Genomic DNA, 26,625 nt, shown 5'->3' on the forward strand with positions numbered 1-26,625 from the left:
GGTTAGTGCGGGGTCGGTTGGGTGATGCCGATCGTCTGGAGCCATAGTTCTACGCTTGTAGGCCAGGTGGTGACGGGAAGCTGGGTTCGGCGGAGTCCGTAGCCGTGGCCTCCCGTGGCGTAGATGTGGAGTTCGGTGGGGACTCCCGCCGCTTTGAGCGCCAGGAAGTAGGCGGTAGCGTTTTCGACGTGGACCGGATCGTCTTCGGCCTGGACGAGGAAGGTGGGCGGCGTTTGGGCGGTGACGGGAATGTCCGGCGTGAAGGCGAAGGCCTTATCGGCCTGGGCGAGGTAGCCGGGGTAGACCACGACGGCGAAGTCGGGGCGGCAGCTTAGCTGGTCAGCCGCGTCGATGGCAGGGTAGAGACGCTCATCATAGTGGGTGCTGACGGCGGCTGCCAGATGTCCTCCGGCGGAGAAGCCGAGGACGCCGACGCGCTTGGGGTCGATCTTCCATTCGGCGGCGTGGCTGCGGACCAGGCCTACGGCTCGCTGAGCGTCCTGCAGGGCGGCTTCCGATTTCGGGTAAGGGCCGGTGGCGGGGACGCGGTACTTGAGCAGAACGCAGGTGATGCCCTTGGCGGTGAGCCAGTCGCAGACCTCGGTGCCTTCTAGGTCGATGGCGAGGATGCTGTAGCCGCCCCCGGGAAAGACGACGATGGCGGCCCCGGTGTTCGGTACGGACGCCTGCGGGGTGTAGAGGGTAAGGGTGGGGGTGGAGACGTTGCCGAGACGGATGAGCGGCTTGCCGGCGATGAGGTTGTCCTTGGCGGTGGTGGTGTCGGCTTCCCGGCCCTTGGTGGTGTTTGGGCCGGGGGCTCCGTTGGGCCAGAGGGTGAGGACAGTGTGGCCGGGTGGTGGGGGCCATCCGGAGGGCTGAGCGAATGCGGCGGGGAGGGTTGCGAGGAGGATGGTCAGGAGCTTGATGGGATGCAGGGTCTTCAAGCGAGCGCTCCGGGGTGGTGGTTTGTGGGTGGTTGAAGGCAACGACAGACGCAGATTCCCTTCGGGAATGACAACCAGACAGGAGATGGCGGCTGGGCGGCCTGGATTCCCACCTTAGCCGACGATAGTGCTGTCGGCGAAGGTGGGGCACCCGGTTTGTTATTTTGTCAGTTTGAGGAGGATGGTGGAGTGGCGGGGCAGGGTGGGTTTGTAGGCGGCGTCGAGGGTTACGGACTTGTCGAGCCAGAGGTCGTGGGCTTTGGGAGCCTTATTGAAGCCCAACTGCTTGAGCGGCAGTGGGATGTTGCGCAGGTCGCTTGGGTCTTCACCGGTGTTGAAGATGGCTAGCGCGGTGCTTCCGTCAGCCAGAGGGCGAGACCAGAACTCGATGGGACCCTCGGCGTAGACGCGCTCGGCCTGGTGACCGAGGGGATCCTGGTCGATGGCGACCACCTGCTTGTTCATGAGGATGGAGGCTACTTCCGGGGTCATCTTCGTGAGGTCGTTTCCGGCGAGCAGTGGGGAGGCAAGCATGGCCCAGAGGGTCATGTGGAAGCGGTTCTCATCCATGGTGAGCTTTCCGTTGCCGACCTCGAGCATGTCGGGGTCGTTCCAGTGGCCGGGGCCAGCGAACTTCCCGAGGCCCGCCTGGTTGAGGCCGATGACGATCATGCGGTCGTAGGTGGCGTTGATATCGCCGGTGGTGCGCCAGGAGTTGGCGCCGACTTCAGGACCCCAGTCCCAGACGGCGTCAAACCCGTACTGGCACAGGCTGTAGACCATGGGCCGACCGGTTTTGAGGATGGCCTGATGCATGAGCATGTAGGCGTCGCGCATCATCTTGTTCTGCTTGGCGAGGTCGTTGGGAGCTTCGGCTTTCTGTTTCTCGCGGAAGCCGCAGAGGTCGTACTTGAGGTAGTCGATTCCCCAGTCGGCGTAGGTCTGGGCGTCCTGCTGCTCGTGGTCGAGGGAGCCGGCGTAATGGGCGCAGGTCTGGGCTCCGGGGGAGGAGTAGATACCGAGCTTGAGGCCCTTGGAGTGGACGTAGTCGGAGAGGGCCTTCATGTCGGGGAACTTCTTGTTGGTGTGGATGATGCCCTGGGCGTCGCGCTCGCCTTCCCAGGTGTCGTCGATGTTGACGTAGATGTAGCCGGCGTCGCGCATGCCGGTGGAGACGAGGAGGTCGGCGGTGTCGCGAATGTCCTTGTCGGTGACGCGACCGGCGAAGTAGTTCCAGGAGTTCCAGCCCATTGGCGGGGTGGCGGCTAGTTTCTGGGCTTGGGCGGGAAGGACGGGTGAGGCGAGGAGCAGAAGGGCAAGGGCGCGCAAGATCGGTTTCACGGAGTTCCTTCGGAGTGAAATTGATTCACGCCAGCATACTCCGCGAAGCATATGTCGAGACTAGCTCGCCTGGGGAAGTTCCTGATTGTAGATGTACACCCAGCAACGTTTACGGGTGCCGTCAGCCAGTGTGACGGTGCGCTTTGACCGGACGAAGAGGCTTTTTTCCGGGTCGTCAGGCTGAAACTCCTCGTATTGATCGAGGGCCTTGAGGGCGTTGGGATCGTCGGGCAGGGAGAAGACAGAGCCGTGGACACGCTGATTGCGCTTGCCAGTAAGTACGAGCGCTGGATATTCGCCGAGGTCGTGGACGTTGCCGACGACGGTGCCTTTGCCGACCGGCACCATGCTGCGGACTACGCTCTTGATCTCTTCAGGGGCATGGTCGGGGTGGAGGGTGCCGTAGACGAACAAGCCTTCCTTCATGAGTGACCTCCCGTTTCTGCTGCCTTCCGGATCATGATATCAAGAAGAGCGTTCAATTCTTCAAAACCATGCCTTGGATCGCGAATGTATTGCCGCAGTGTGGCATCTTGGTTGAGCAGATCGAGGTAATAACCGAGCAGGGATTGGACATCTTCGAATGAGAGATTGTTCTGTCTGCGCAGGTAAGCGACCAGCTCGAAGAAGTTGAGAAAGTCGGTGAACTCGTCCGATTCCCCGGCGACGAATGCTGCGATCGCTATTCCTGATGTGCCATCGAGGGCTCGGCGAACATCCTTATACGTTTTCTCCTCGAAGAAAGCCTTATGGAGTTGACATAGGAACTCGGCGCGACGTGTCTTCGCGTTCTTGCGATAACCAAAGGCGGCGACGAGAGCAGCGGTGCTCGCCACGAGGAAGGTGGCGATGTCCTTCACGACTGTCCATTCGTTCATGGTCATCGATTTACTCAGTGTCGAGGGGTTTGCGGGCGAAGTAGTAGAGGCTAAAGGCTAACAGGGCGAACATGAGGACGCTGACCCAGTCGTGGTGGAGGGGGTTGGTCTCGGCGAAGCGGGGGATCGAGCGGTCGGTGGCGGCTTCGTAGAGCTTGATGGCTACGCCCAGGAGGCCCACGATGCCTCCGGCGGCGATGAGGCCCGAGGCGTAGAGGCTGCCGGGGGAGATCTCGGATTCCAGGTCGAGGGCGGGGGTGACGTCGGTCGGGACGGGGAGGCCGGTCGCGGGGTCGAGGTGGTCGGGGTTGGTGGGGTCGAAGCCTTCGAAGGGGATGAGTTCGGGGTGATCTATGAGAAAGGCGGGGAGGAAGTCGGCGGGGGTGGGGGTGGTGTTGCCGCGGATGAACTCGCGGGCCTGCCAGTCCCTTTGGGTGGCGGTCCAGCGTTCGAGGTAGGCGGCGTGGGTGGCGATGCGCTGCTTCGCTGCATGCTGGAGCATGGCGCGGTCGACCATCCAGCGCATGACTCCGCCTACGAAGATGGCCAGCGTCGTCGCGATGGAGAGATAGGCGCCGACGGCTAACGTAAGGGAGCGGACGCCGAGCATTTCGACCATGATGACCAACGCGACGCCAAGCAGGACGAGGCCCCAGGGAAGTTTCTGGGTGAGGATGCCATTGATGACCGTCGCCATGAGCTTGCCTTGGGGGGCGGCGGCTTTTTCGCTGCCGATGCCCTGGATCCACTGGACTTCGATCCGGTGGGTGGCGGGGTTGTAGAGGTATTTCCCGTCGTCGAGTGTGGTTGAGCCGATGGCGTTCAACAGGACGTACTGGCGGGCGTTGGTGAGCTCTTCCTTGCCCTGGGCGTTGACGACGACGTTCGGGCCTAGGCTGGTTGCAATGGAGGCTCCGGCTGCTTCGGGTGAGGTGGTGCGGGTGGATTTGCGCGTGGTGAGGAGGACGTGGTCGCGGGTGAAGGGGCCTTTATTCTGGACGCCATCAGTGACGCCGCCAATCCCATCGGCGGTGTCGGCGGGCAGCGTGAAGGGGATGGGGCGCGAGAGCCGTTGGAACTCCTCGAGCCCGTTGTTCATGGCGTTAAGCGTCGCGCCGATCGAGAAGACGCTGATGATAACGCCGAGCATGATGGCCAGCTGCTGCTTCCAGGGAGTGGCTCCGATGAGGTAGCCGGTCTTGAGGTCCTGGGCGGTGTCTCCGGCGTTCGAAGCGGCGATGCAGACGATGCCGCCGATGGTGATCGCAAGGGCTCCGAAGGAGGGGGCGACCCAGCCTTTGACGAGGAAAATGGCCGAGGTGGCCATGAGGGTGGCGATGGTCATGCCGGAGACGGGGGAAGCGGAGGAGCCTACGATGCCGACAATGCGGGCGGAGACGGTGACGAAGAGGAAGCCGAAGAGGACGACGAGGAAGCTGGCGGCGAGGTTGGCGAGCGGCCCGACCTGGGCTCCGGGGACAGGATGGAACTGGAGGAAGACGAACATCAACGCGATGAGGAGGACGGAGCCTCCGAGCACCACGATGGACGGAAGATCGTGCGTGGTGCGGGTCGGCGCGGCGGCGGGGGCCTTGTTCTTGCCGATGGTCTTGAGGCCTTCGGTGAGGGCGCTGAAGATGGTGGGGGCGGTGCGGGCGAGGGTGATGCATCCGGCCGTGGCGACGGCTCCGGCTCCCATGGGGCGGACGTAGATCTTCCACATGTCGGATGGGCTCATGTCGTGGATGAGGGTCGTGCCGGGATACAGTGGCACGCCGAGGTGCGAGCCGAAGAAGTAGATGGCGGGGAGGAGGACGAGCCAGGAGAAGACGCCTCCGGCGAGCATGACGGCGGCGACGCGGACGCCGATGATATAGCCGACACCGAGGTACTCGGGGGTGACGTCGGCACGGATGGCGGCGCCTTTGAGGATCTCCTGCTTGCCGAAGGATGGCTGCCAGTTGGGCGTGGAGGGCCAGAGGCCGAAGATGTTGTCGTTCTGGAAGAGGGTATAAAGAGCGCCCAGGCCTAGCCCGAAGAAGACCCGGGAGGCGAAGGAGCCGCCACGTTCGCCGGCCATGAGGACGTCAGCGCAGGCGGTGCCTTCGGGGTAGATGAGGGTGTCATGCTCTTCGACGATGAGCTGGCGGCGGAGGGGAATCATGAAGAGGACGCCGAGCCATCCGCCGAAGAGGGCGAGGGCGAAGATGCGGGTCGATTCGAGATCGAAGCCGAGGAAGATGAGGGCGGGGAGGGTGAAGATGACTCCCGAGGCGATGGACTGGCCGGCGTTTCCGGTGGACTGGACGATGTTGTTTTCGAGGATGCTGGCGCGGCCGAAGGCCCGAAGAATCGAGATGGACAGGACAGAGATGGGGATGGAGGCGGCGACGGTGAGTCCGGCGCGGAGGCCGACATAGACGGTTACGGCTCCGAAGAGGAAGCCGAAGAAGGCGCCGAGGATGAGTGCGCGGGCAGAGAGCTCGGGGCGGGAGACGGTGGCGGGAACGAAGGGTTGAAAGGTCTTGGTTGCGGCCATGTTCTTGTGGTCTCCCCGGTAGTGCGTGTGGTCTGGATGGGAGTGTAACAGTGGGGTGACGATGGCCGATTGCGTTCGAGTTGTCTCTAGGGGCTGACAACATCTTGACAATGGAAAGACAGTGTTCGTCGCGGGGGCGGCCTAGAATTCGCGGTGTGTAAAGGCTGGTGTGATGCGTCGTCCGCGATGAGCGAGGAAAGACGGTGATGTATGAACGGACTTTCAAGGTCCAGGGTGTCACGACGTGACTTTCTTGCGGGGGCTGGGGCCGGTGTCGTTCTGACGACGGGATGCAACAGCAGTCCGGTTCCGACAGTTACGGCTCCAGTCACTCCGACTCCGGCTACTACGACGGCTGATCAGGATCTGCTCAACTTCGCGTTGAACCTGCAGTACCTGGAGGCGGAGTTCTACCTGCGAGCAACAACGGGGCAGGGGCTTTCGAGCGCGGATATCGGAGCGTCACCCGGGACGGTGACCGGGGGGACGCAGGTGACGTTCGCCACGCCCGCTGTGCAGGAGTATGCGCTGGAACTCGCGAATGACGAGTTGCTGCATGTGCGGTATCTGCGGAAGCAGCTTGGGTCGCTGGCGGTGGATCGTCCGGCCATCGATCTGACGGGCTTCAGCGGGTTTGCGGCTACTGCGGGGATTGCGACTGCGTTCAGCCCTTTCACGGATGAGAACAGCTTCATCGTCGGGGCGTTCCTCTTCGAGGAGGTCGGCGTGACGGCGTTTCATGGCGCGGCGAATCTGTTCACGACCAGAGCGAATGCGACGTCGCTGGCGAGCATGATGGCGATCGAGGCTTATCACTCCGGGTTATTGCGGACGTTGCTGGCGGGGTTGGCTACACCCTATCCCACATACGCGAACCAGATCTCGACGCTAAGGGCCAAGCTGGGCGGCGGCAATGAGACGCCGGTGAGTGCGCTCTCGATCGTGGCGGAGAACAACAACTGCGCCGTGTACGAACGCACGACCGACCAAGTGCTGCACATTCTGTATGCGACCGGTGCGGGCGTGGTTGCAAGGGGCGGCTTCTTCCCTGACGGAGTGAATGGAAAGATCACGGCGACGGCGAGCTAAGGCGGGTGGATATGGAAGACATCGGGATCGAAACGACTGAAGCGGCTTTGAACGAGATGCGCGAGCGAAAGCGGAGCCGGCGTGCGGCGATCGGTGCTGGTGTCGCGGCGATTGCGGGGTTTGCGTTTGGGGCCGGGCGTCCGGCCGAGGCCCAGACCGCGGTGAGCGATTTCGACATTCTGAACTTTGCGCTCAATCTCGAGTACCTCGAGGCGCAGTACTACACGCTGGCGTACCAGGGTGTCACGATCGATAAGGTCGGGATCGGGATTACCGGGCCGGGTGGCGCGCCGGGTGGGGCGATCATCGTGAGGTCGAATCCGATAGTTCCTTTCACGACGCCGCTGTTGAAGCAGTTTGCTTCAGAGGTCGCGGCGGAAGAGGCGATTCACGTTACGTTTCTGCGTACTGCTCTTGGGTCGGCCGCTGTCGCGCAACCGGAGATCGACCTTATGAACAGCTTCAGTGCGCTCGCGTCGGCGGCGGGGTTGGGGTCTGGCTTCGATCCGTTCGCAAGCGAGTTGAACTTCCTGCTTGGCGCGTTCGTCTTCGAAGACGTTGGGGTTTCGGCTTACCTTGGGGCGGTGGGACTCATCACGGCGCCGCCTTATCTGGATGCGGCGGTCGGGCTGCTGGGAACGGAAGGGTATCATTCGGCGACGATCCGGAGCCGCGTCTTCGCGCTGGGCGCGGCGGCGCAGCAGGCGGCTACCGCCATCTCAGCGACACGGGCGAAGCTGGATGGGACGGGGAACGATGATGTGGGGCTGGGAGTGACGTCGAGCGGTGCTTCGACGATCGCGTGTGCGGATGCGAATGGGCTGGCGTTCGCTCGTTCGACGGCGCAGGTGCTTGGCATTGTGTATGGGGGCGGGACTGGTAAGGGCGCGTTTTTTCCCGGCGGGCTGAATGGGAACATCAGGTGAGTCCCATGAGTCCCAGATGATGGTGGCGATTTTCTTACGGGTGCGGCTATACTGCGGGCATAGGCGCTTCGCAGACAGCGAATGGCGCGCCGGCGAGTGAGGAGTGGTCTTCAGCGAGAGCTCGAAGGTTCAAACGCTCATAGGGTTGGCAGAGGTTCCGCCTGGCAGGGTGCCAGGAGGGACGATGGCGTGGCGCGCGGTTTCGCGTGTGCTGCGAAGTCCATCGAAGCTTGTGCAGGATGTCGTGACGACTGTGTTTCCTGGGGACTGCCGCGTGTGCGGCGGTCCCTTGTTGTTTTTGATGGGTGGCCCGGTGTGCCTGGAGTGCGTCGGGGCGGTCGAGGAGCAGCGGGGGCTGCTGTGCGACTGGTGTGGCGAGGCTCTCGGGATGGAGAGCGAGCGATTTGCAGGGCAGTTTAGGGACGTGCGGTGTTCGGGATGCCGGATGGCTCCTCCGGACTTTGTCCGGGCGGTAGCGCATGGGGTCTACGAGGATGAATTGCGTCGGATGGTTCACCTTCTGAAGTACGACGGGGTGCGCTCCGTGGCTCCGGTGCTTGGGGCGATGCTGGCGCGGACGGTGCGGAGGCTGGAGCTTGGGCCGGGTGTCGTGGTGGTCGCGGTTCCGCTGTTCCCGGCGAAGGAACGGGTTCGGGGGTATAACCAGGCGGTTGTGCTGGCGGATGCGGCGTTGCGCGGGCTGAAGGGTTTTGTCACGGGTCACTCGGCGCTGCGACGGGTGAAGAACACCGAGAGCCAGTTTGCTTTGACTCCGCGGATGCGGCGCATGAATCTGCGCGGGGCGTTCGTCGTCGCGGACGCGGCGAAGATTGCCGGGCGCGAGGTGCTGCTGGTGGATGACATTTATACGACCGGGGCCACGGCTCGGGAATGTGCTCGGGTTCTGATGAAGGCAGGTGCTGGCAGGGTCTGGGTGGCTACGCTGGCCCGGGCGCAGACGGAGGGAGTGGCGGCTTGGGATGGCTTGCGCGTGATGCCCTGGGCTGGGGCTGAATCGCTCCAGGAATGAGGAACGAGGCAAGGACACAGAAGACGCTGATTCCCTTCGGGAATGAAAACCAAACAGGCAAGGGCAAGAGCAAGGCGGAAGACGACAAAGCACAACTGAAACCGGAGGAATTTGTGATGCAGTCTGTGAAGGCGCGGAAACAGAGGGGAACGGGAAAGTGCCACCAGGGGCACAGCGGGCATGGGCAGTCGGGTTCGCACTCGTCGGGACGGCTGACGACGGATCTGGATGTGCGGGTGGCGGTAGTGCGGCCGCAGGCGATGCAGACGCCGGTGCTGGTGCTGAATGCGAGCTATGAGCCGATTAACATCTGCGGGGCGAAGAGGGCGTTAGTGCTTGTGCTGAAGGGGGTTGCGCGGACGGAGGAGGAGCAGGGCGCGATGCTGCACGCCGCGCGAGTGCGGGTGGCGATGCCTTCGGTGATCCGGCTGCTGGAGTATCGGCGGATTCCGCACCAGACGCGGGCGCTCTCGCGGAAGAATATTCTTCTGCGGGACCGCAACTGCTGCCAGTACTGCTCGGTGGTCTTGACGGCGGGGGAGTTGACGCTGGATCACGTGATTCCACGGTCGCGTGGCGGGCTCTCCACCTGGGAGAACCTGGTGGCGTGCTGTCCTTCGTGCAACCGGCGGAAAGGAAACCAGATGCTGCATGAGTTGACGGATATGAAGCTGCTGCGGGAGCCGAAGCCATTTTCGCTGCATACCTCGCGGCATATCATGAGGATGATCGGGTCGGCGGATCCAAGCTGGCGGCGGTATCTTTACTTCGAAAGTGGCGAGGCGGCTTAGCGGGTGGATGTTGCGAGGTTGAGGGAGGCGACGGCGGCGGATCATGAGGCCGTTGAAGGGGCGGTTCCGCTGATGGATGCGGGACTGGACCGGGCTCGGTATGTCGCGGTGCTTCAGAGGATGCATGGGGTGGTGAAGGTATGGGAGGAGTTCGCCTTGAGGGCGGCTCCTCCTTCTTTATTGCCGATGGTGGTGGAGCGCCAGCGGCTTGGGTTGCTCGAAGGGGATTTGCTGGGGCTCGGCGCGGATGTGCCTTCGGGCGACGGGCCTGTGTTGCCGGGGTGGGGGTCTCCGGGTGAGTTGCTTGGGGCTATGTATGTGATGGAGGGGTCGCGGCTGGGCGGGCAGATGATTGCCCGGCATGTCGAGGGACTGCTGGGGTTTTCTTCGGGGGAAGGCGGTGCTTACTTTCGAGGGTTTGGGGACCGTACGGGTGTGATGTGGAAGGAACTGGTTCGGGTGCTGGACGGGGTTCCTCCACCGCAGGACGAGGTGGTGATTCGGGCGGCCCGGGAGATGTTTGCGGTGTTTGGCGGCTGGATGCGCGGGGTATAGCGGTGAGTGCTCTTGGGGGTCGTCGTTGCAGCCTGGCTGGGAAGAATCGACCGGCGAGGAAGATGGCGAAGGATGATCGGGAATGCGAAGGCGATGACAAAGGAGGCAAGGACCGAGGCTCCTGGTTCAAGGAACTGTCTGGTACCTTGACCGGGAACTGGCGAAGAGAGGCATATCGGGGGTTGAATGCGGACCCGAAGATTCGAGCGCCCCTCACCTTAGCGGCGATGAGCTGCCGCGAAGATGGGGCACCTGGCGGGTTGGCTATTTCTTTGGTGGAGGTGGCGTAGCTGGAGTCTCAGGTGTGTCGCTCTTGACGTCCCCGGTGGAGATGATGCGGGCGGAGCCGCGGAAGCGCTTGTAGTCGGTGTAGCGGACGATGTTGCGCATGTGGACGTCCTGCGAGAGAGCCCCGTTCTGCGCTGCGAAATGGAGCGTGCCTTCGGCCTTGGTGTAGGTGGGGAACCAATACTGGCCATCGATCTGCTCGTAGTAGGTCGTGAAGGGCGGGGATAGGTCTTCGTGGCCGCGGCGGACGTCATCGGGGACGTTCTTGCCATTGACGAGGACGATCTGGAAGTCCTGCTGGTCGACCCAGACCTTGCCCTGGAAGTAGCGCTTGCCCTTTTCGAGGACCTTGGGCTTGGACTCGAAGACGTAGGTGTCGAGCTCGTCGACCTTTTGCCGGCCCAGGTAGGTGATGTTGTATTGGGGAAGGTCAGCGGTGGTGAGGACGAAGGGGAGGCGGTGTTCGATGTCCTGGAAGTCGGCGGGGGACATCATGACGCGCTCAAGGGTGTTCTGGGGGGCGAAGACGACGTGCTCCTCGCGGCGGCCCTCGGGGGAGATGCTGATGTCGGTGACCTGCTGGTACTCGCCGTCGACCTTGTTGGAGTCCTCGGCGAGGGTCTGCACCTTGACGGTCTGGCGGAAGAGGTAGTTGGAGCGGGCCTTGTCGAAGACGGTTTCGCGTGCGGCGAATTTCTCGATGACCTGCTCGGGGCTAAGGCCGTTGGGGAGCGGCGAAACATCGAGAGCGCCGAAGCCATCCTGGCCGAAGGCGAACGCGGCTCCGGTTACCACGGAAGACGTAGAGCTCGCCGAGGGTTCCGGGCTGAAAAAAGTGGCAGCGTTTGCCGATAAGGGGATAAGAGCAAGGACCAGGAAGATTGGGCGGAGTAGATACTGCTTCGTCATCGGCGGAAGTGTCTCCGAAAAGGCGCTGTGGCGCGGGGCAGGATGCCCGTAACTTGTTTCGAGCGGAAGCTGCGTGGGGAGACGTGGTGCAGGCTCTCCCTTCTCACAGACGGTCCTGCACAAGTTTAGACGCGAATGATGGAAAGACGGAGAGCGACGGCCGGCGGATAGGAACGAACGAGACCGGCCTAGCGGGTGGGTATTGATGCACGGATTGATTTCTGGATTTCATTGGGCAGTGAGCATGCATGGGATTTGCGTAGGAGCGATCGTCGGGCTCCTGATCACGCTATGGGTGCTTTGGAGCCGAACGCAGGACCACGAGATTACGCGGCAGCGCGAGAGGCTTCTGCGCGAAGAGCTGCAGGGGTATGCGCGGCTCGATGAGTCGCTTGGGCCGGGCGAGGACGTGAAGCCGCTGGCGAAGCGCGTTTGCCGGGCCGTCGTGGAGACGAGCTCATTCCGGCGAGTGGCGATGCTGATCCGGGACGCGGAAGGCAAGCTGGCGGTGTCGGCGAGCGCGGGGCTCGACGATCTGACGGTGCTGGCGCTCAAGGAGTGGGGTGCGCGAGCAATACGGGAGGATCGGGGACTCGGGAGGTCGGGACCGGTTGGGAAGGCCGAGGCCGCGATGAAATCGGAGATGATCTTCGAGATCGTGCTTGGGCGTGAGGAGCGGAACGAAGAGGCTGAGTACGCGAAGAGCTCGCGCCGGGCCATTGTGACAATGCTGCGGGCGCAGTCGGGCGCTGTGGTTGGGGCTCTGGTGGTGTGCGGGGATGGGATGCAGCCGTGGCCGGCCGAGGTGCAGGATTCGCTTCCGGCACTGTCCGCGCTGGCGCTGAAGCTGGCGAGGACGATTGAAAATGCTTCCCTGATCGAGCGGCTCATGCGGGCGGAGAAGCTGGCCGGGCTCGGACAGCTTGCGAGCGGGGTGGCGCACGAACTGAACAATCCTCTGACGGCGGTGCTTGGGTTCGCGGAGTTAATTTCGGAGACGGCAAGCGATCAGCGGGTGCGAGAGGATGCGCGGACGATCATGCAGGAGGCTCTGCGGATGCGGGATACGGTGCAGAACCTGCAGCACTTCTGGCGTCCGGTGGCGAAGGTGATTGAGCCGGTGGATGTTGCGTGCCTGCTGGGAGAGATTGCCGATGCGTGTGTGGACAAGCTGCGGAACCGGGGGGTGAGCCTGATTCTGCAGACAAGCGAAGATCTTCCCGAGGTGCGGGGAGATGGTGGGCGGCTGCGGCAGGTGGTCGAACACCTGCTGAACAACGCGGCGCAGGCGATCGCGGCGGGGCAGGACAGGCGGAGCGCTGCGGGACGTTCGCAGGTGCCGGGTCTGCCGCGCGGGGCGGATGAGGGCGACCGGAATCCGGTGATCCGGGTGACGGTGACGCATGACCAGAAGATGATGAGGCTGATCGTGAGCGATTCGGGGCCGGGGTTCCGGGAGCCGGCGCGGGTGTTTGAGCCGTTCTATACGACGCGGCAACCGGGGGAAGGTGCGGGGCTTGGATTGTCGCTTTGCTATGGGATCGTGCGGGAGCATGGCGGAGAGATTTCGGCGTATAATCTGCATCCGCATGGGGCGGCGGTGGTGGTGGAGTTGCCGCTGCAGCGGACGGTGATGGAGAAGAGCGAGATGGGAGTTCTGGTCGAGGGATAGGGTTCGGGGGAGCCTCGGAATCAGGCGATTTCGGCGTAGACTGGCGCGATGAGAGTTCGTGCCGGCTGGCTTGCGGGTGTGGTTGGGTTGTTGATGTTGGGTGGGGTGGGTGGGGCGCAGAAGCGTCCGATGACGTTTGATGACCTGATGGCGATGAAGCGGGTGGGGGATCCGCAGGTCTCGGCGAGCGGGAAGTGGGTGATGTTTTCCGTCGTCGATGTTTCGCTTGCGGCGAATACGAAGACGAACAGGCTTTGGGTGGTTCCAGTGACGGGTGGGGCGGAGCGGGACCTTGGGCTGCCTGCAGGGGCATCGAACGGGCGGTTTTCTCCGAACGGGAGGTGGGTCTCGTATACGAATGATGGACAGATCTGGCTTTCCACCTGGGATGAAGCGGCTGGCAAGGCGGCGACGGCGAAACAACTGACGTCGGTTTCGACCGAAGCGGATGGGGCGGTCTGGTCGCCGGATTCGAAGAGGCTGCTGTTCGTCTCGAGCGTGTACCCGGAGTGCTCGGATAAGCCGACATGGACGGAGGAAGACGGCTGCAACCATGCCAAGGACGAGGACGCAGCGAAGAGCAGGTGAAGGCGATGGTGTTCGACCATCTGCTCTACCGGCACTGGACAGCGTTCACGGGGGAGAAGCGGAGCCATGTCTTCGTGGTATCGGCCGCGCTCGGGACGGATGTGCGGGATCTGACGCCGAAGAGTGCGGTGGGCGATGCGGAGACGCCGACCTTCTCGCTTGGCGGGCCGCTTGGGTATGCATGGGCTCCCGACTCGAGCGAGATCGCCTATGTCACGAATCTCGACGAGGTGAAGGCAGCTTCGACGAACAACGACGTGTTCACGCTGCGTCTGGATGAAAAGGGTGCGAAGGCGGAGAAGATTTCGACCTCGCCGGGATCGGATGATGGGCCGGCTTATTCGCCCGATGGGAAGTGGCTGGCGTTCCGGTCGCAGGCTCGGGCCGGGTTTGAGTCCGACCGCTTTCGGTTGATGGTAATGGATCGGAAGGGTGGCTCGACGAAGGAGCTAATGCCTCAGTTCGATCGATGGGTCGATGAGTTTGTCTGGGCCCCGGATTCGCGGTCTGTCTACTTTGCCTCGGCACAGTCCGGAACCGAGCAGGTGTATCAGTATTCCGTATCAGACAAAACGCTGACCTTGCGGACAAAGGGCGTGCGAGGAGACGAATCGAGAGACGCCGATCTTGCCCGCGATCTAAGTCTCTCCCAGGGTGCGGAGTACGGAGGACTGGCGATGAATTCGGACGGCCACTCTCTGATTGCGACGATGATGTCCGCTCGAGCACCGAGTGAGGTTGTCGTGTTGAAGGTTGACGATCGTGAAGAACGGGATGACACCGGGAATCACCTCGCTCGCAAAGCATTCGACGGCAGCGGTTCCTCCGTCCGAGAGGTCCTCTTCGAGGAACGCCGCCTCACCCATCTCAACGACTCGGTCCTTGGGCAGCTTGAGTTACCAAAAATGGAGGAGTACCAGTTCACGGGGGCGGAGAACGCAAAGGTCGAAGGATTCGTCGTGCGGCCTCCGGGCTTCGACCCTAAGAAGAAGTATCCGGTGAAGTTCCTGATTCACGGTGGCCCGCAGGGAGCCTGGGGAGACGCATGGAGCTACCGCTGGAATCCGGAGTTGATGGCGGCCAGCGGGTACGTCGTCGTGATGGTCAATCCACGTGGGTCGACGGGGTACGGGCAGAAGTTTATCGATGAGGTAAGCGGGGACTGGGGCGGTCGGGCCTATGTCGACCTGATGAAGGGGCTCGACGCAGCGGAGTCGAAGTTTCCGTTCATCGACAAGACGCGGGAGTGCGCGCTTGGAGCGAGCTATGGCGGGTACATGGCGAATTGGGTGCTCACCCATACGGACCGGTTCAAGTGCATCGTGACCCATGACGGGATGTATAACCCCGCGTCGGCGTACGGGGATACCGAGGAGCTTTGGTTCAACGAGTGGGAGTTCCGGCGGGCGGGCGATCTTGCCTCGGGCAAGCAGGCGCAGCCCTGGAAGTACGCGGCGGGACCGGCAGCGGAGGATCCCTTCCGGAAGTGGTCGCCGATGCTGCACATCCAGGATGCGAAGACGCCCACGCTTGTCATTCACTCTCAGCTTGATTACAGGCTGGATGTGTCGGAGGGGTACCAGCTCTTTACGGCCCTGCAGCGGCTTGGCGTGCCTTCGAAGATGCTCTATTTCCCGGACGAAGGCCATTGGGTCCAGAAGCCGCAGAACTCTCAACTTTGGAACGCGACCGTAAGCGACTGGTGTGATCGGTGGACCAGGTCTGGCCCGTATGCGGGAAAATGACGAACTAGCGGAGCGGTTGGGATCCTCAACAAACCGCACCGAAAATAAATCTCCCGAAAGACCCACGATTTTGCGGGCATTTTCGCTTGTCAAGCCCCCGAACAGCGTAACCCCTTCGCAATGAGCAAGATGAACCTGTCCTGTTAGTTACGGTCGATTCTCTACAATTAAAGCAGTAACCGAAAACAGCTCAGTTTGCATGGTGAGTGTTGTTCACCGTGCCCTAAGTTCTTTCTTTGCTAATATTTGCACGCAAGTTCTTTGTTTGCATACACTTAGAGGGACATGTTACCCGTAGATCATTGAAAGCAAAAGACTTCCGCCCGGGCAATGGGGAGGGGGGTAGGGCGGGCAAAAGCAACAGGCTTGAGGCTTCAAGGTACGGAACGGTTGGAGGATCTGTGGCATTTGCACGCGCTAAAAAGCGGGAACCGGTAGGCGAGGCGGGACTCTTTGAGTACGCCGTAGGAACGCTCGCGCGGAAGATGCGAACGGAGAGGGATCTGCGTCGCCTGATGAAGGCGCGCGCCGAGGACGGTGACGCAGGACAGAGGGCGATGGACGCCGTGGTGGCGCGTCTTGTCGAGCTCAAGTACCTCTCCGATACGCGGTTCGCGGCGGACTACACGCGCATGCGGAAGGAGAATCAGAGCTTCGGGCGGCGGCGCGTCCAGCAGGATCTGGCGATGAAGGGCGTGGGCAAAGAGCTTGTCGAGACGGCGCTGGAAGCCGCCTACGGCGACGCCGACGAAGTTGCTCTGGCGCGCCAGTATTGCGCCCGGAAGAGGATGCAGAAGCCAAAGGATCAGAAGGAGACGGTGCGGGTAATGAACCGGCTGATCCGCGCAGGGTACTCATCCGGAGCGATCTTCAAGCTTCTGCGGACCTGGGAGATTCCCGACGAGATGATTCCGGGAGAGGGTGGCGGCGATTCAGACTCGTACGCCGAAAAGGACGATCTGCCGGACTTTTAGTACTGACGCCCGTAGCCTATGCGCGGCGGGTACTGCTCTCGCGAGCGGCGTGGCCGCAGGATCAGGAGAGGGAACAGGAAGATCGCCTCGATGAGGTGGAAGACGCCTCCGACCACGATGCCGAGCAGGCGAAAGGGCAGAAGGATGAGCCAGATCAGCGGGTAGAGGACGACGGCGAGAAGAGCGAGCGGCCAGCAGACGACGAGAAGAAGGCAAAAGAGAAGAAGCTTGAGCATTGCGTGGTTTGGCTCCTGCATTGTGATACGCCGCCAGGGTATGAGAAGTTCCAGGAATGAGCATCGAGGCTGGGATGGATAGGGTTGTCGCGGTGGACTGGTCAGGAGATAAAGGGCCAGGGCAGAGAAAGAAGATCTGGGCCGGAGTGTGGACGGCGTCACCAAAGGGCAGGACGATGGGTGGAACGGTGACGCTCGAGGGCGGCCGGACGCGGGACGAGCTGTCCGGCTGGCTGGTCGAGATGGCACGGCAGACGCCGCGAATGGTGGTTGGGTTCGACTTCATCTTCAGCTATCCCGCATGGTTCCTGAAGGAGCACGGCGTGGCTTCGGCGGAGGGGTTCTGGCGCAGCGTGGCGAGCGGGCAGGGAGAGAAGTGGCTGGCGCGGGAATGCGAGGATATCCGCTTCTGGGGCAAGCCGCGGAAGAAGCCCGAGGAGTTCTGCGGTCCCCTCATGCACCGGATGATGCGGCGAACCGACATGGAGGTCAAGGTGGTGGCGCAGATCGCGGAGCCGGCCAAGGCGGCGCGGGTGGTAGGAATTGCGCCCAAATCACCGTTTCAGATTGGCGGGTCGGGGAGCGTAGGGACGGGATCGCTGCGGGGGATGCCGTATTTGCTGAAACTGCGAGAGGCGGGCTTCTCGGTGTGGCCGTTCGATGTGCCCTCATTCCCGATGGTGGTGGAGATGTACTCGAGGCTGATGACAGGGCCGGTGAATAAGAGCTCGGAGGAGGCGCGGACGGCTTACCTGGCGCGCAAGAAGAAGGAGTCGGCGGCCTTTGTCGGGCTTTCGCGGGCTGTGATCGCGGCGGCGCGGGAGAGTGAAGATGCCTTCGACGCGCTGGTTTCGTGCCTCGTGATGACCGAGTTTCGAGGGGAGTTTCCGGAGTTGCGACAGGCGACGGATCCGGCGTACGCGATTGAAGGACAGACCTGGACGCCGGGGGTGGGACGGTGACGTGGATTCCGTGGGCGATGGTATGGCTGAGGGTGATTCTTTGTCCGGTGATTGTGCTTGGCGCAAAGCGTGGATGGGATGGAAAGTGGCTTGGAGTCATCGTCTTGTTGGCGCTAGTGGATGATATCTATGATGGTGTGCTGGCGCGGCGATGGGGATGCGATACCCCCGCGATCCGGTTGGCCGACTCGGTGGCGGACACGATCTTTTATCTCGGGGTGGCGGCAGCGCTCTGGGTGCGGGAACCGCAGGTGTTGCGAGGAAATTGGCATCTGCTTGCGACGCTCGGGACGTTGGAAGTGACGCGATACGCGTTCGACTTCTGGAAGTTTGGAAAAGGCGCGAGCTATCACTCCTACCTCGCGAAGGCCTGGGGCCTGGTGATGGGAGTGGGCGTGATCGGCGTGCTGAGTTTTGGCGGCCCGCGAGAGATGATCTGGGTGTCGCTTCTTGTGGGAGTCGTGACGAACTGCGAGGGACTGGCAATGAGCCTGATGTTGCCGCGATGGAGAAATGATGTAGAGACGCTTGCCGCGGCATGGAGATTGCGGGGAGAGATGATTCGGCAGAGCTAGGCTGAGTTTAAGAAGTGGGGCCTCAATGTCGGGAACGCGTGGCGTAGACATGTTCGTGGTGGGTGGTGGGCCGGCGGGGCTGGCGTGTGCGATCGCCGGGGCGTTACGTGGGTTGAAGGTACGGGTGGTTGATGTAGCGCCAGGTGGGCCGGTGGATAAGGCGTGCGGGGAGGGGTTGCTGCCGGATGCGGTGGAGGCGTTGAGGCGGCTTGGAGTCAGGGTGGCTGGACGCCAATTTGCGGGGATTCGGTTTCATGAAGAGGAGAGGGTAGCCCAGGCGCGGTTTCCGGTGGGCCTGGGGCTCGGGGTGAGGCGGACCGAGTTGCATGGAGCCTTGATCCAGCGGGCGTCGCAGATCGGGGTTCGGGTGGAGTGGGGGACGGCCTTCCGTGGACTCGATGAGATCGAGGCGCGGTTTGTGATCGGGGCGGATGGAGGGCAGTCGCGGGTACGGGAGGCGGCGGGGCTCGATCATCCGGCGACGACGCGGCGAGTGGGGCTGAGGCAGCATTTCACGGTGACTCCGTGGTCGGAATTCGTGGAAGTGTATTGGGGGGATGGGGTTCAGGCGTATGTGACACCGGTAGCGGAGAGGGAAGTTGGGGTGGCGTTTCTTGCGACACGGCGGCTGCAAGGCGTGGCGGAAGCCTTGGCTTGTTTCCCGGAGTTGCGGGAGAGGCTGGAGGGGGCCGAGGCGACGAGCAAAGCGAAGGGCGGGTTGACGGTGACGCGGAAGCTGGGACGCGTGACGTCGGGGAGGGTTGCGCTGGTGGGAGATGCGTCGGGGTCGGTGGATGCGATTACGGGAGAGGGGCTGAATCTCGCGTTCCGGCAGGCGGAATCCCTTGTCGAGGCAGTGCTGGCGGGAAGGCTGGAAAGGTACGAAGAGGCGCATCGGCGGGTGATGCGCACGGCGCGGGTGATGTCAGAGGCGCTGCTCTGGATGGATCGTTCGGCGGTGGTAAGACATGGGGCCATGGCGGGGTTGTCGAATTGTCCGTGGGTATTTCGCGGACTGCTCGGGGTGCATGTGGGTGGTGGCCGCCTGGCGGGACCGCTGACGGCCTAGGCGCATAGACTGGTAGTGTGCGTCGGAGGGTCTGTGCAGGTTCCCCAGGATCTGGAAGGGCAATTGATCGGACTGATTGCGTCGTCGAAGAAGATGGCGCCGGAGACGATTGTCGCCTCGACAACGTTCGAGTCGCTCGCGATCGACTCTTTGGATAAGATCAATCTTTCGTTCGAAGTGGAGGAGGCGTTCGGGATCGAGATTCCGGACGCGGCGATTGGTACGATTCGAACAGTGGGCGATATGGTTGAGGGGGTGCGGGGATTGATTCTGGCACGTGAGGGTTGATGCGGCGGGTCGTGGTGACGGGAATGGGATGTGTGACGCCGATCGGGAATTCGGTCGAGGAGTTTCGCGAGGGCTTGTTTGCGGGGCGGTCGGGGATCGCGGAGCATGTGTTTATGGACCTGCCTGAGGGTAAGGCCGCTGGGCTACGATTTCGCAAGACGGGACAGGTGGTGGGGTTCAACGCCGCCGCGCACCTGGCGCACGCCCAGGTAACGGCGACGGAACGGTCGTCGCAGATGGTGCTGGTGGCGACGGCCCAGGCGGTGCGGCAGAGCGCGATAGCCGGGGTATACGGCGGGGACCGGATGAGTGTTCTACTTGGGTGCTCGACCGGGGGAAGATCGGCGGAAGAGCCAGAAACGGGAAGGCTTTATACGACCGGGGCGCGAGTGCATCCGTTGACCGTGATTCGGTCGATGGCGTCGGCGGGTGCGAGCCAGGTGGCGATCGCGCATGGAGTGACTGGGCCAGTGCTGAATATTTCGACGGCGTGTGCGTCCTCGACGCATGCGATCGGAATGGCATTCCAGATGGTACGCGCTGGGATGGTGGACGCGGCGATCACAGGTGGGCACGATGCTCCGCTGACTTGGGGGTTTCTGCGTGCGTGGGATTCGATGAGGGTGGTGTCGCCAACGGAGTGCAGGCCGTTCTCGAAGGATCGGGACGGGATGACACTTGGCGAGGGCGCGGCGATGCTCTGCCTCGAGACTCTCGAGGCGGCCCAGGCGCGTGGTGCGGAGATTCTTGGAGAGGTTGTGGGGTTCGGGATGTCGTCGGATGCGAGCCACATCACGCAGCCGGACCCGGCTGGGGCTGCCGCGGCGATGACACGTGCGCTTGCGGATGGTGGGGTCGCTGCGGCCGAGGTTGGATACGTTAATGCCCACGGGACCGCGACTCAGGCGAATGATTCAGTGGAAGCAGAGGCGATTAGGAGAGTGTTTGGGGAGCGTGGAGTTCCGGTGAGCTCGACGAAGGGGCATCATGGGCACTCGATGGGAGCGACAGGGGCTATCGAGGCAATGGCCGCGATGCTTGCGCTACGCGAAAGAAAGATGCCGGTGACGGTGGGGTTGACGGCTCCGGATGAGGCGCTCGGGCTGGACCTGGTGATGGGCGAACCGAGGGAGTTGAAGGGTGACGTGGCGCTTTCGAACTCACTGGCCTTCGGTGGGTTGAACGCGGTGCTCGCATTTCGGCGGTGGGGATAGCGGAGGGGCACGCGCTAGGATAGCGAGAACATGATCTCGGTCTTGATCCTTACGCGCAATGAGCAGCTTGATCTGCCGGGATGTCTTGCGTCGGTAAGCTGGTCGGACGATGTGCATGTGTTCGATTCGTTCTCGACGGACGGGACCGTTGCGATTGCTCAGGCGGCTGGCGCGCGAGTCCATCAGCGGGTGTTCGATGACTATGCTGAGCATCGGAATGCTTCGCTGGTGGTGGGGTTTGCGTATCCTTGGGTGCTGATTCTGGATGCGGATGAGCGGCCTACTTCGGCGCTGTGTGCGGAGATGCGGTCGGCGGTGGCTGGCGTGGCGGATGGGGTGGGTGGGTTTCGAGTGCGGCGACGGGATTTCCTGTTTGGGACGTGGCTGAAGCATGCGCAGATATCGCCGTTCTATATACGGCTGGTGAGGCCAGAGCGGTCGAGGTACACGAGGGCGGTGAATGAGGTCATCGAGGTCAGTGGGGCGGTGGCGGAACTGCGCGAGCCGCTCGATCACTTTCCCTTTTCGAAGGGGATAGCGCATTGGATCGCGAAGCACAATGTGTATTCGACGATGGAGGCTGAGTTGATCGTGCGGCAGGAGGGTTTGCAGAATCCTTCCTGGCGGACGGCGCTGCGGGATCCGGACTTTCATACGCGGAGGCTGCACCAGAAGGCGTTGTTCTACAGGATGCCGGGGCGGCCGCTGGTCAAGTGGCTCTACATGGTCGGAGTGCGGCGTAGCTTTCTGGATGGGTGGGCTGGGCTTACGTATGCGACACTGCAATCGATCTACGAGTACTTCATTGTTCTTAAGGTGAAAGAGATGCGTTCCGGAGTGGAAAGGCGCTAATTCGTTCTACCTAAGTTGCAGAAGGCAGCAAATTTCGGCGCGCGGTTGGCATCTACAATCGGAGCATGTGCGGAATCGTCGGTTACATCGGATCGAAGCCCCCCGTCCCCATCATCATTGAAGGCTTGCGCAGGCTGGAGTATCGCGGATACGACTCCGCAGGAATCGCGGTGGCCGGTGGGCCGGTGCAGGAGAATGGATCGTCGCTCGTGCTGCGAAGGGCTCCGGGTAAATTGAAAAACCTGGAGGCGGTGATCGCGGAGCGGCCGATCGAGGGGACCTTCGGGATCGGGCATACGCGGTGGGCGACCCATGGACGTCCAACGGAAGAGAATGCGCACCCGCACCGGGATGGAACCGGAACGCTGGTAGTGGTCCATAACGGGATTGTCGAGAACTATTTGTCGCTGAAGTCGGCACTCATTACGAAGGGCCACAAGTTCGTCTCGGAGACGGATACGGAGATCATTGCTCACCTGATCCAGGACGAGCTGGAGTTGGCGAGTTTGATGCCGCATGCGCATGAGGCGACCGAAGAAGCGAACGAGTCGATTGCGGTGCTTGGCGACTCGACGAAGCCGAGCCTTTCGCTTGAAGAGGCAGTACGGCGGGCGGTTAAGCGGGTGACGGGGGCGTTCGCGATCGGCGTACTCTCGGCGCATGAGCCGGATAAGCTAGTGGCGGCGCGGATGGGTCCGCCGGCGGTGATCGGAATTGGCGAAGGGGAGTTTTTCCTGGCTTCGGACGTTCCGGGGATTCTGCACCACACGCGGAACATTCACTTTCTGCAAGACGGCGAAGTGGCGGTTCTGACGAAGAGCGGCGTGACGATCTCGGACTTTGAGGGCGGGGCTCTGCCCTTGAAGGTAGTGCGGATTGCGTGGGATCCGATCCAGGCTGAAAAGGCTGGATACAAGCACTTCATGTTGAAGGAGATCAACGAACAGCCTCGGGCGATCCGGGATACGACGCTCGGGCGGGTTTCGCTTGAGACGGGCAAGGTCTTCCTGGCGGAGATGCAGGTGTCCGAGAAGGAGTTCCGCGAGGCGTCGCAGATTACGATCGCGGCGTGCGGAACGAGCTGGCACGCGGGGCTTGCGGGCAAGTTCATGATCGAGCGGCTGGCGAGGCTGCCGGTGGATGTGGACTATGCGAGCGAGTACCGCTACCGGGATCCTATTGCCGATCCGCATGCGCTTGGTCTGCTGATAACGCAGTCGGGCGAGACGGCAGATACGATTGCGGCGCAGAGGGAGCTGATTGCGAAGGGCTCGAAGACGCTGGCGATCTGCAACGTTGTTGGCGCAGCAGTGACGCGCGAGGCGCAGGGAACGATCACGACGAACGCCGGGCCGGAAATAGGAGTGGCGTCGACCAAGGCGTTCACGGCCCAGTTGACGGCGCTGTTTCTGTTCGCGCTTTACCTGGCGCAAGTGCGAGGGACGATTACCGCAGAGCAGTCGATGGAGCTCGTGGATGAGCTTTCAAAGGTTCCGGGGAAGGTGGAGGAAATTCTACGAGCCGTGGATGACCAGTGCCACAGCTTGGCAAAGATATTTTCGACTTCATCGGACTTCTTGTTCCTTGGGCGCGGGATTCACTACCCGATTGCGCTTGAAGGTGCTCTGAAGCTGAAGGAGATCAGCTATATCCACGCCGAGGGGTATCCGGCGGGCGAGATGAAGCACGGGCCGAACGCGCTCATCGATGAGACGCTTCCGGTGGTGTGTATCGCAACGAAGGATCCGCACGACCCGTCGTCGGTATTGAAGTACGAGAAGACGCTCTCAAATATCCAGGAGGTCACGGCACGTTCGGGAAGAGTGATCGCGATTGCGATCGAAGGCGATGAGGAGATCAAGCAGCTTGTGGAACACACGATCCAGATTCCGCAGGCTCCAGAGCTTCTGCTCCCGATTCTCGAGGTTGTGCCGTTGCAGTTGCTGGCGTACCACATCGCGGTGCGGCGTGGATGCGATGTCGATCAGCCGAGGAATCTGGCGAAATCGGTTACCGTGGAATAGGCTTCCGGAGTTGAGAAACGACGCGGGACTCCGTTGGCTGAGGGAAGGGACTTAAATGACGAAGCGAATTTTTGCGGGGGCTCTTGTTCTGGTTGCGGCACTCACCATGTGGTGTGAGCCGGCGAAGGCGCAAGGTGTGCCGACTGCAAGCCAGAGACTCGAGCTTTCGGTGTTTGGAGCGGGAACCGGGACCTATACAGGACTGTATGACGGGCGCAACGCTGGCATCACGGCGGGCATCGACCTCACCTTTCCGAGGTACCATCACTTCGATCCGTCGATCGAGCTGCGCGGAAATATCCCGATCAGCAAAGGGGATGTAGATGGGCAGAAGAGCGCGCTCATCGGGCCGAAAGTGAGCCGTGCATTTGGCCGCTTCCATCCGTATATCGATGGTTTCTATGGCCGGGGTCAGTTCGAATATCTCAACGGGGGGATCATCGTCGATCTGCCGGACGGGAGCGGCTTCCTTTATAAGCAAACGACGACGAACGTCTACGCTGGCGGCGGAGGGTTGGATTACAAGGTGAGCCGTCACTTTGATTTGAAGGCGGATGCTCAGTACGAGCGGTGGAAGACGCCCGTGTATCCAGGCGGTGTCGTGTACTCGACGCCTCTAAGCGTCGGCGTGGTGTACCACCTGGACTTCAACCAGTATCACCGGCACCATCGGCGCTAAGGCACAGGCTAGAGGTTGAAGAGGTCACGGAGGCGCTTAGTCTGCGCGCGGCTTACGGGAATCTCGGTTTTTCGGGGATCGTCCATTCGGAGCTGGTAGGTGGACTTGAACCAGGGCACGACTTCGCGGATGTGCTGGATATTGACTACGAACGAGCGGTGGGCTCGCCAGAAGGTCTCGGGGTCTAGCTGGTCCATGAGTTCTTCGAGGGTGCGGCAGTTAGACTGGCCCTCGACACTTGAGGTGACGACGCTGATGGCGCCGTCCTCGATTGAGGCGAAGCAGATCTCACGTTGATCCACAAGAAGAAGGCGGCTCTGGGCTCGGACGATCACCTTACTGTTTGGGGCGCGGTGCGTCTGGGCGTGGGTCTGCTCTTCGACAAGGCGAAGGAGTGCGTCGAGTTTCGCACCGGCCTGCACGTCGATGGAGTTTGCGGGTGGCGCTTCGGCAGGAGTTGACGGGGATGAGGCGGCGATGCGGGCGCGGGCCTTCTCGATGGTCTGAACGACGCGGCCTCTGTCGAAGGGCTTCAGTAGATAGTCGACTGCGTTGACCTCGAAGGCGCGAACCGCGTACTGATCGTACGCGGTGGCGAAGACAACCTGGGGCATGGGAGACTTGCTGTCGAGGAGCTTCTTGAGGACAGCGAAGCCGTCGAGCCCGGGCATCTGGACGTCAAGGAAGACGAGATCCGGTTTATGGATGCGGATGATGTCGACCGCTTCAATACCGTTGCTTCCTTGGGCGATGATCTCGATGCCGTCGGTAGACTCGAGCAGGTAGACGAGTTCCTGGCGGGCGAGCGGTTCGTCGTCGATGAGGATCACGCGCAGCGGAGGTTTGGCGGGACTAGTCACGATACGCGCGTAGCCTTGCGGGGACGTGATCTTCGGCGAGATCGTGACCGCACTGTACACAGAAGACGTCGGTGATCTGCACGCTGCGGAAGCATTTGCCACAGGCGGGGGACATCTGGAACTGGCACTGAGGGCAGAAGTGGTAGTCGGCAGCGAGCTCGGTGGTGCAGTTCGGGCAGCGCGATAGTACGGGCTGGCGCAGGAGAAAGTAGACGACCGCGCCGATGCCGCCGGGCATCAGGATCACCAGCAGCATCCACAGGCCGGCCGACATACGGCGGCGCTTGACGTCGCGGCTGACGTATCCAACGAGAAGGACGTAGCTGGCGAAAGCAGTTCCCGAGGAGTAACCCATGATGAGGCGCATGGGCAGCATTTCATGGCGGCTGTGCGGCATGACCTCGTGGAAGAGGTACTGCGTGGCGATGAAGACGACGATTGCAAGGAAGACCGACCAGCGTGGGATGAGAGCGAGTTCACTATCGCCTCCGCTTGGCTCCATCGAAGATTCAGGATTCTTGTTCCAAGGCATGGTCATCGTGTCTCCCCTCCGGCGGAACGGGAGCGAATGCGGCGCACGAGGGCCACGATCAAGAGGGCTCCGGTTACGGGCAGGAACCAGATCAGGAGAAGAGGCAAGTGGAATCGGACATCGGTGGGTGAGAGCTCATACTCGTCGAACATGATCCAAAAAGTGGAGATGAGGATGATCACCAGCGAGGACGCGATGACGAGCGGAGCGAAAAGGGCGCGGTTTCGGCTGCGCTGAGCCTGAAGGTTGCGGGCGCGTTCGCGGACGACGCGATGGGTTCGATTGACCACAGAGGCGCGGTTGGTCGGGTCAGAAGCCGGGGAGAAGGCGTCCGGCTTGGTTGGAACTGGAATCATCGTGCGCCCTCCCGTGCGGGCCGGAGCGTGCGGATACGCTCCATCTCGGGCTTGAGGGCTGCCAGTCCGCGGTAAAGGCGGGACTTGACGGTAGAGAGCGGCGCGCGCGTGACGCCGGCGATCTCTTCGAGCGAGAGCTCTTCGTGGAAGCGAAGGACGAGGACCTCGCGATAGTTGGGTTCTAGGAGAAGAAGGACCTCGGAGAGTTCGGCAGCGTTCTCGCGGGCCTGGAACTGCTCAAGCGGCGAAGGGCCTTCCATGACGATCTCGAAGGGGCGTTCATCGTCTCCGCCTTCGCTCATCTCATCGAGCGAGGACATGGTGCGCTTGCGGGAGAGGTCGATGACGAGATTGCGGGCGATCGTGAAGAGCCAGGTATCGAAGCGGGCACGGCCGTCGTATTGGCCCCCGCGAATGAGAACGCGCATCCACGTCTCCTGGAAGAGGTCTTCGGCGACTTCGCGACGACCGGTCAGGAAGATGAGGTAGCGGAGCAGGCGGTGCTGATAGAGCTCAATGAGGTGATCGAGGAGCTCGGGATCCTGCTTCTTCAGGCCGCGCGCGATCGCAGCGTTTTCGCGCTGGTTGTTCGCAACATGGGTGGCGAGCTGCGCCGCGGTCAAGGTCATGGAAGAAGCGAGCACACTCATTCGACGACCCCCCTTCGGAAAAAGTCTCGAATCACTGTTAAGAATAGCTGAAGGTTGTC

General features: G+C 62.1%; 28 protein-coding genes. 17 read left to right on the forward strand and 11 right to left on the reverse strand.

Annotation, left to right across the window (positions count from 1 at the left end; all coding sequences use genetic code 11):
• Positions 1-2: 2 nt before the first annotated feature.
• The 5 genes from GRAN_RS22330 to GRAN_RS22350 form a co-directional block, all read right to left on the reverse strand.
• Positions 3-944: an alpha/beta hydrolase gene (locus tag GRAN_RS22330; RefSeq protein ID WP_241655091.1), complete on the reverse strand. Its 942-nt coding sequence runs from the start codon at positions 942-944 to the stop codon at positions 3-5.
• A 159-nt stretch (positions 945-1,103) separates the two neighbouring features.
• Positions 1,104-2,285 carry a glycoside hydrolase family 27 protein gene (locus tag GRAN_RS22335; RefSeq protein ID WP_241655092.1) on the reverse strand — a complete coding sequence of 394 codons (1,182 nt, stop codon included), beginning with the start codon at positions 2,283-2,285 and terminating at the stop codon, positions 1,104-1,106.
• 60 nt (positions 2,286-2,345) lie between these two features.
• Positions 2,346-2,711 (reverse strand): gamma-glutamylcyclotransferase family protein, encoded by a 366-nt coding sequence (locus tag GRAN_RS22340; protein WP_128915284.1) that lies wholly within the window; start codon positions 2,709-2,711, stop codon positions 2,346-2,348.
• Positions 2,708-3,169, reverse strand: a complete 462-nt coding sequence (locus tag GRAN_RS22345) for a hypothetical protein (protein ID WP_161571112.1) — start codon at positions 3,167-3,169, stop codon at positions 2,708-2,710. The genes GRAN_RS22340 and GRAN_RS22345 overlap by 4 nt, the downstream gene beginning before the upstream one ends.
• A 4-nt stretch (positions 3,170-3,173) precedes the next feature.
• On the reverse strand, positions 3,174-5,702 hold the full coding sequence (locus GRAN_RS22350) for an OPT family oligopeptide transporter (RefSeq protein WP_128915286.1): 2,529 nt from the start codon (positions 5,700-5,702) through the stop codon (positions 3,174-3,176).
• A gap of 234 nt (positions 5,703-5,936) precedes the next feature.
• On the opposite strand from GRAN_RS22350, the gene GRAN_RS22355 reads away from it, so the two are divergent.
• The 5 genes from GRAN_RS22355 to GRAN_RS22375 all read left to right on the forward strand — a co-directional run bounded on the left by GRAN_RS22355 (position 5,937) and on the right by GRAN_RS22375 (position 10,093).
• Positions 5,937-6,791, forward strand: coding sequence for a ferritin-like domain-containing protein (locus GRAN_RS22355; RefSeq protein ID WP_161571113.1), 855 nt, complete (start codon positions 5,937-5,939; stop codon positions 6,789-6,791).
• A gap of 11 nt (positions 6,792-6,802) precedes the next feature.
• Positions 6,803-7,717, forward strand: a complete 915-nt coding sequence (locus GRAN_RS22360) for a ferritin-like domain-containing protein (protein ID WP_128915287.1) — start codon at positions 6,803-6,805, stop codon at positions 7,715-7,717.
• Positions 7,718-7,901: 184 nt separating this feature from the next.
• Positions 7,902-8,747, forward strand: coding sequence for a ComF family protein (locus GRAN_RS22365; RefSeq protein ID WP_128915288.1), 846 nt, complete (start codon positions 7,902-7,904; stop codon positions 8,745-8,747).
• A gap of 116 nt (positions 8,748-8,863) precedes the next feature.
• Positions 8,864-9,538, forward strand: coding sequence for an HNH endonuclease (locus tag GRAN_RS22370; protein WP_128915354.1), 675 nt, complete (start codon positions 8,864-8,866; stop codon positions 9,536-9,538).
• Between the two features lie 18 nt (positions 9,539-9,556).
• Positions 9,557-10,093: a biliverdin-producing heme oxygenase gene (locus GRAN_RS22375; RefSeq protein ID WP_128915289.1), complete on the forward strand. Its 537-nt coding sequence runs from the start codon at positions 9,557-9,559 to the stop codon at positions 10,091-10,093.
• A gap of 264 nt (positions 10,094-10,357) precedes the next feature.
• On the opposite strand, the gene GRAN_RS22380 is transcribed toward GRAN_RS22375, so the two are convergent.
• A complete protein-coding gene (locus GRAN_RS22380) occupies positions 10,358-11,290 on the reverse strand; it encodes a hypothetical protein (RefSeq protein ID WP_192898057.1) in 933 nt (310 codons plus the stop codon).
• 244 nt (positions 11,291-11,534) lie between these two features.
• Between GRAN_RS22380 and GRAN_RS22385 the strand changes: the two genes are divergently transcribed.
• The 4 genes from GRAN_RS22385 to GRAN_RS22395 all read left to right on the forward strand — a co-directional run bounded on the left by GRAN_RS22385 (position 11,535) and on the right by GRAN_RS22395 (position 16,269).
• The gene (locus tag GRAN_RS22385) at positions 11,535-12,962 is read left to right on the forward strand and encodes a sensor histidine kinase (RefSeq protein ID WP_161571114.1); all 1,428 of its coding nucleotides are present in this window, start codon (positions 11,535-11,537) and stop codon (positions 12,960-12,962) included.
• Positions 12,963-13,010: 48 nt separating this feature from the next.
• The gene (locus tag GRAN_RS26480; protein ID WP_241655093.1) at positions 13,011-13,550 is read left to right on the forward strand and encodes a hypothetical protein; all 540 of its coding nucleotides are present in this window, start codon (positions 13,011-13,013) and stop codon (positions 13,548-13,550) included.
• A 5-nt stretch (positions 13,551-13,555) separates the two neighbouring features.
• Positions 13,556-15,295 (forward strand): dipeptidyl-peptidase 5, encoded by a 1,740-nt coding sequence (locus tag GRAN_RS22390; protein WP_241655101.1) that lies wholly within the window; start codon positions 13,556-13,558, stop codon positions 15,293-15,295.
• A gap of 401 nt (positions 15,296-15,696) precedes the next feature.
• Positions 15,697-16,269, forward strand: coding sequence for a regulatory protein RecX (locus GRAN_RS22395; protein ID WP_128915291.1), 573 nt, complete (start codon positions 15,697-15,699; stop codon positions 16,267-16,269).
• Here GRAN_RS22395 and GRAN_RS22400 read toward each other — a convergent pair.
• Positions 16,266-16,505: a hypothetical protein gene (locus GRAN_RS22400; protein ID WP_128915292.1), complete on the reverse strand. Its 240-nt coding sequence runs from the start codon at positions 16,503-16,505 to the stop codon at positions 16,266-16,268. The genes GRAN_RS22395 and GRAN_RS22400 overlap by 4 nt on opposite strands.
• A 56-nt stretch (positions 16,506-16,561) precedes the next feature.
• On the opposite strand from GRAN_RS22400, the gene GRAN_RS22405 reads away from it, so the two are divergent.
• The 8 genes from GRAN_RS22405 to GRAN_RS22440 all read left to right on the forward strand — a co-directional run bounded on the left by GRAN_RS22405 (position 16,562) and on the right by GRAN_RS22440 (position 24,168).
• Positions 16,562-17,467 carry a hypothetical protein gene (locus GRAN_RS22405; RefSeq protein ID WP_128915293.1) on the forward strand — a complete coding sequence of 302 codons (906 nt, stop codon included), beginning with the start codon at positions 16,562-16,564 and terminating at the stop codon, positions 17,465-17,467.
• Complete coding sequence (locus GRAN_RS22410; RefSeq protein ID WP_128915294.1) at positions 17,464-18,042, forward strand: CDP-alcohol phosphatidyltransferase family protein; 579 nt, start codon at positions 17,464-17,466, stop codon at positions 18,040-18,042. Before GRAN_RS22405 ends, GRAN_RS22410 begins: the two co-directional genes overlap by 4 nt.
• 25 nt (positions 18,043-18,067) lie before the next feature.
• Positions 18,068-19,111: an NAD(P)/FAD-dependent oxidoreductase gene (locus GRAN_RS22415; RefSeq protein ID WP_128915295.1), complete on the forward strand. Its 1,044-nt coding sequence runs from the start codon at positions 18,068-18,070 to the stop codon at positions 19,109-19,111.
• Positions 19,112-19,144: 33 nt separating this feature from the next.
• Positions 19,145-19,399, forward strand: coding sequence for an acyl carrier protein (locus tag GRAN_RS22420; protein ID WP_241655094.1), 255 nt, complete (start codon positions 19,145-19,147; stop codon positions 19,397-19,399).
• Entirely contained in the window at positions 19,399-20,613 is a 1,215-nt protein-coding gene (locus GRAN_RS22425) for a beta-ketoacyl-[acyl-carrier-protein] synthase family protein (protein ID WP_128915296.1), read from the forward strand. The genes GRAN_RS22420 and GRAN_RS22425 overlap by 1 nt, the downstream gene beginning before the upstream one ends.
• Before the next feature lie 30 nt (positions 20,614-20,643).
• Positions 20,644-21,465, forward strand: a complete 822-nt coding sequence (locus GRAN_RS22430) for a glycosyltransferase family 2 protein (RefSeq protein ID WP_128915297.1) — start codon at positions 20,644-20,646, stop codon at positions 21,463-21,465.
• Between the two features lie 65 nt (positions 21,466-21,530).
• Complete coding sequence (glmS, locus tag GRAN_RS22435) at positions 21,531-23,489, forward strand: glutamine--fructose-6-phosphate transaminase (isomerizing) (RefSeq protein ID WP_128915298.1); 1,959 nt, start codon at positions 21,531-21,533, stop codon at positions 23,487-23,489.
• A gap of 55 nt (positions 23,490-23,544) precedes the next feature.
• Positions 23,545-24,168: a hypothetical protein gene (locus GRAN_RS22440; RefSeq protein ID WP_128915299.1), complete on the forward strand. Its 624-nt coding sequence runs from the start codon at positions 23,545-23,547 to the stop codon at positions 24,166-24,168.
• A gap of 8 nt (positions 24,169-24,176) precedes the next feature.
• Here the strand turns inward: GRAN_RS22440 and GRAN_RS22445 are convergent, their stop codons facing one another.
• Genes GRAN_RS22445 through GRAN_RS22460 form a run of 4 tightly spaced genes read right to left on the reverse strand, consistent with a single transcriptional unit; the run spans position 24,177 to position 26,545 of the window.
• On the reverse strand, positions 24,177-25,028 hold the full coding sequence (locus GRAN_RS22445) for a LytR/AlgR family response regulator transcription factor (RefSeq protein WP_128915300.1): 852 nt from the start codon (positions 25,026-25,028) through the stop codon (positions 24,177-24,179).
• Positions 25,021-25,566, reverse strand: coding sequence for a zinc ribbon domain-containing protein (locus tag GRAN_RS22450; RefSeq protein WP_128915301.1), 546 nt, complete (start codon positions 25,564-25,566; stop codon positions 25,021-25,023). Before GRAN_RS22450 ends, GRAN_RS22445 begins: the two co-directional genes overlap by 8 nt.
• The gene (locus GRAN_RS22455) at positions 25,563-25,916 is read right to left on the reverse strand and encodes a hypothetical protein (RefSeq protein ID WP_128915302.1); all 354 of its coding nucleotides are present in this window, start codon (positions 25,914-25,916) and stop codon (positions 25,563-25,565) included. The genes GRAN_RS22450 and GRAN_RS22455 overlap by 4 nt, the downstream gene beginning before the upstream one ends.
• Positions 25,913-26,545, reverse strand: coding sequence for an RNA polymerase sigma factor (locus tag GRAN_RS22460; protein ID WP_128915356.1), 633 nt, complete (start codon positions 26,543-26,545; stop codon positions 25,913-25,915). The genes GRAN_RS22455 and GRAN_RS22460 overlap by 4 nt, the downstream gene beginning before the upstream one ends.
• Positions 26,546-26,625 lie beyond the last annotated feature (80 nt).

The organism is Granulicella sibirica, assembly GCF_004115155.1.
GTDB classification, from domain to species: domain Bacteria; phylum Acidobacteriota; class Terriglobia; order Terriglobales; family Acidobacteriaceae; genus Edaphobacter; species Edaphobacter sibiricus.

Excerpts from the sequence above, each read along its gene's own strand:
- GRAN_RS22380 (WP_192898057.1), bottom strand. The coding sequence starts at position 11,290 with ATGACGAAGCAGTATCTACTCCGCCCAATCTTCCTGGTCCTTGCTCTT.
- GRAN_RS22450 (WP_128915301.1), bottom strand. The coding sequence starts at position 25,566 with ATGACCATGCCTTGGAACAAGAATCCTGAATCTTCGATGGAGCCAAGC.
- GRAN_RS26480 (WP_241655093.1), top strand. The coding sequence starts at position 13,011 with ATGAGAGTTCGTGCCGGCTGGCTTGCGGGTGTGGTTGGGTTGTTGATG.
- GRAN_RS22345 (WP_161571112.1), bottom strand. The coding sequence starts at position 3,169 with ATGACCATGAACGAATGGACAGTCGTGAAGGACATCGCCACCTTCCTC.
- GRAN_RS22400 (WP_128915292.1), bottom strand. The coding sequence starts at position 16,505 with ATGCTCAAGCTTCTTCTCTTTTGCCTTCTTCTCGTCGTCTGCTGGCCG.
- GRAN_RS22390 (WP_241655101.1), top strand. The coding sequence starts at position 13,556 with ATGGTGTTCGACCATCTGCTCTACCGGCACTGGACAGCGTTCACGGGG.
- GRAN_RS22340 (WP_128915284.1), bottom strand. The coding sequence starts at position 2,711 with ATGAAGGAAGGCTTGTTCGTCTACGGCACCCTCCACCCCGACCATGCC.
- GRAN_RS22385 (WP_161571114.1), top strand. The coding sequence starts at position 11,535 with ATGCATGGGATTTGCGTAGGAGCGATCGTCGGGCTCCTGATCACGCTA.
- GRAN_RS22370 (WP_128915354.1), top strand. The coding sequence starts at position 8,864 with ATGCAGTCTGTGAAGGCGCGGAAACAGAGGGGAACGGGAAAGTGCCAC.
- GRAN_RS22455 (WP_128915302.1), bottom strand. The coding sequence starts at position 25,916 with ATGATTCCAGTTCCAACCAAGCCGGACGCCTTCTCCCCGGCTTCTGAC.
- GRAN_RS22360 (WP_128915287.1), top strand. The coding sequence starts at position 6,803 with ATGGAAGACATCGGGATCGAAACGACTGAAGCGGCTTTGAACGAGATG.
- GRAN_RS22460 (WP_128915356.1), bottom strand. The coding sequence starts at position 26,545 with ATGACCTTGACCGCGGCGCAGCTCGCCACCCATGTTGCGAACAACCAG.
- GRAN_RS22440 (WP_128915299.1), top strand. The coding sequence starts at position 23,545 with ATGACGAAGCGAATTTTTGCGGGGGCTCTTGTTCTGGTTGCGGCACTC.
- GRAN_RS22415 (WP_128915295.1), top strand. The coding sequence starts at position 18,068 with ATGTCGGGAACGCGTGGCGTAGACATGTTCGTGGTGGGTGGTGGGCCG.
- GRAN_RS22430 (WP_128915297.1), top strand. The coding sequence starts at position 20,644 with ATGATCTCGGTCTTGATCCTTACGCGCAATGAGCAGCTTGATCTGCCG.
- GRAN_RS22365 (WP_128915288.1), top strand. The coding sequence starts at position 7,902 with ATGGCGTGGCGCGCGGTTTCGCGTGTGCTGCGAAGTCCATCGAAGCTT.
- GRAN_RS22350 (WP_128915286.1), bottom strand. The coding sequence starts at position 5,702 with ATGGCCGCAACCAAGACCTTTCAACCCTTCGTTCCCGCCACCGTCTCC.
- GRAN_RS22405 (WP_128915293.1), top strand. The coding sequence starts at position 16,562 with ATGAGCATCGAGGCTGGGATGGATAGGGTTGTCGCGGTGGACTGGTCA.
- GRAN_RS22425 (WP_128915296.1), top strand. The coding sequence starts at position 19,399 with ATGCGGCGGGTCGTGGTGACGGGAATGGGATGTGTGACGCCGATCGGG.
- glmS (WP_128915298.1), top strand. The coding sequence starts at position 21,531 with ATGTGCGGAATCGTCGGTTACATCGGATCGAAGCCCCCCGTCCCCATC.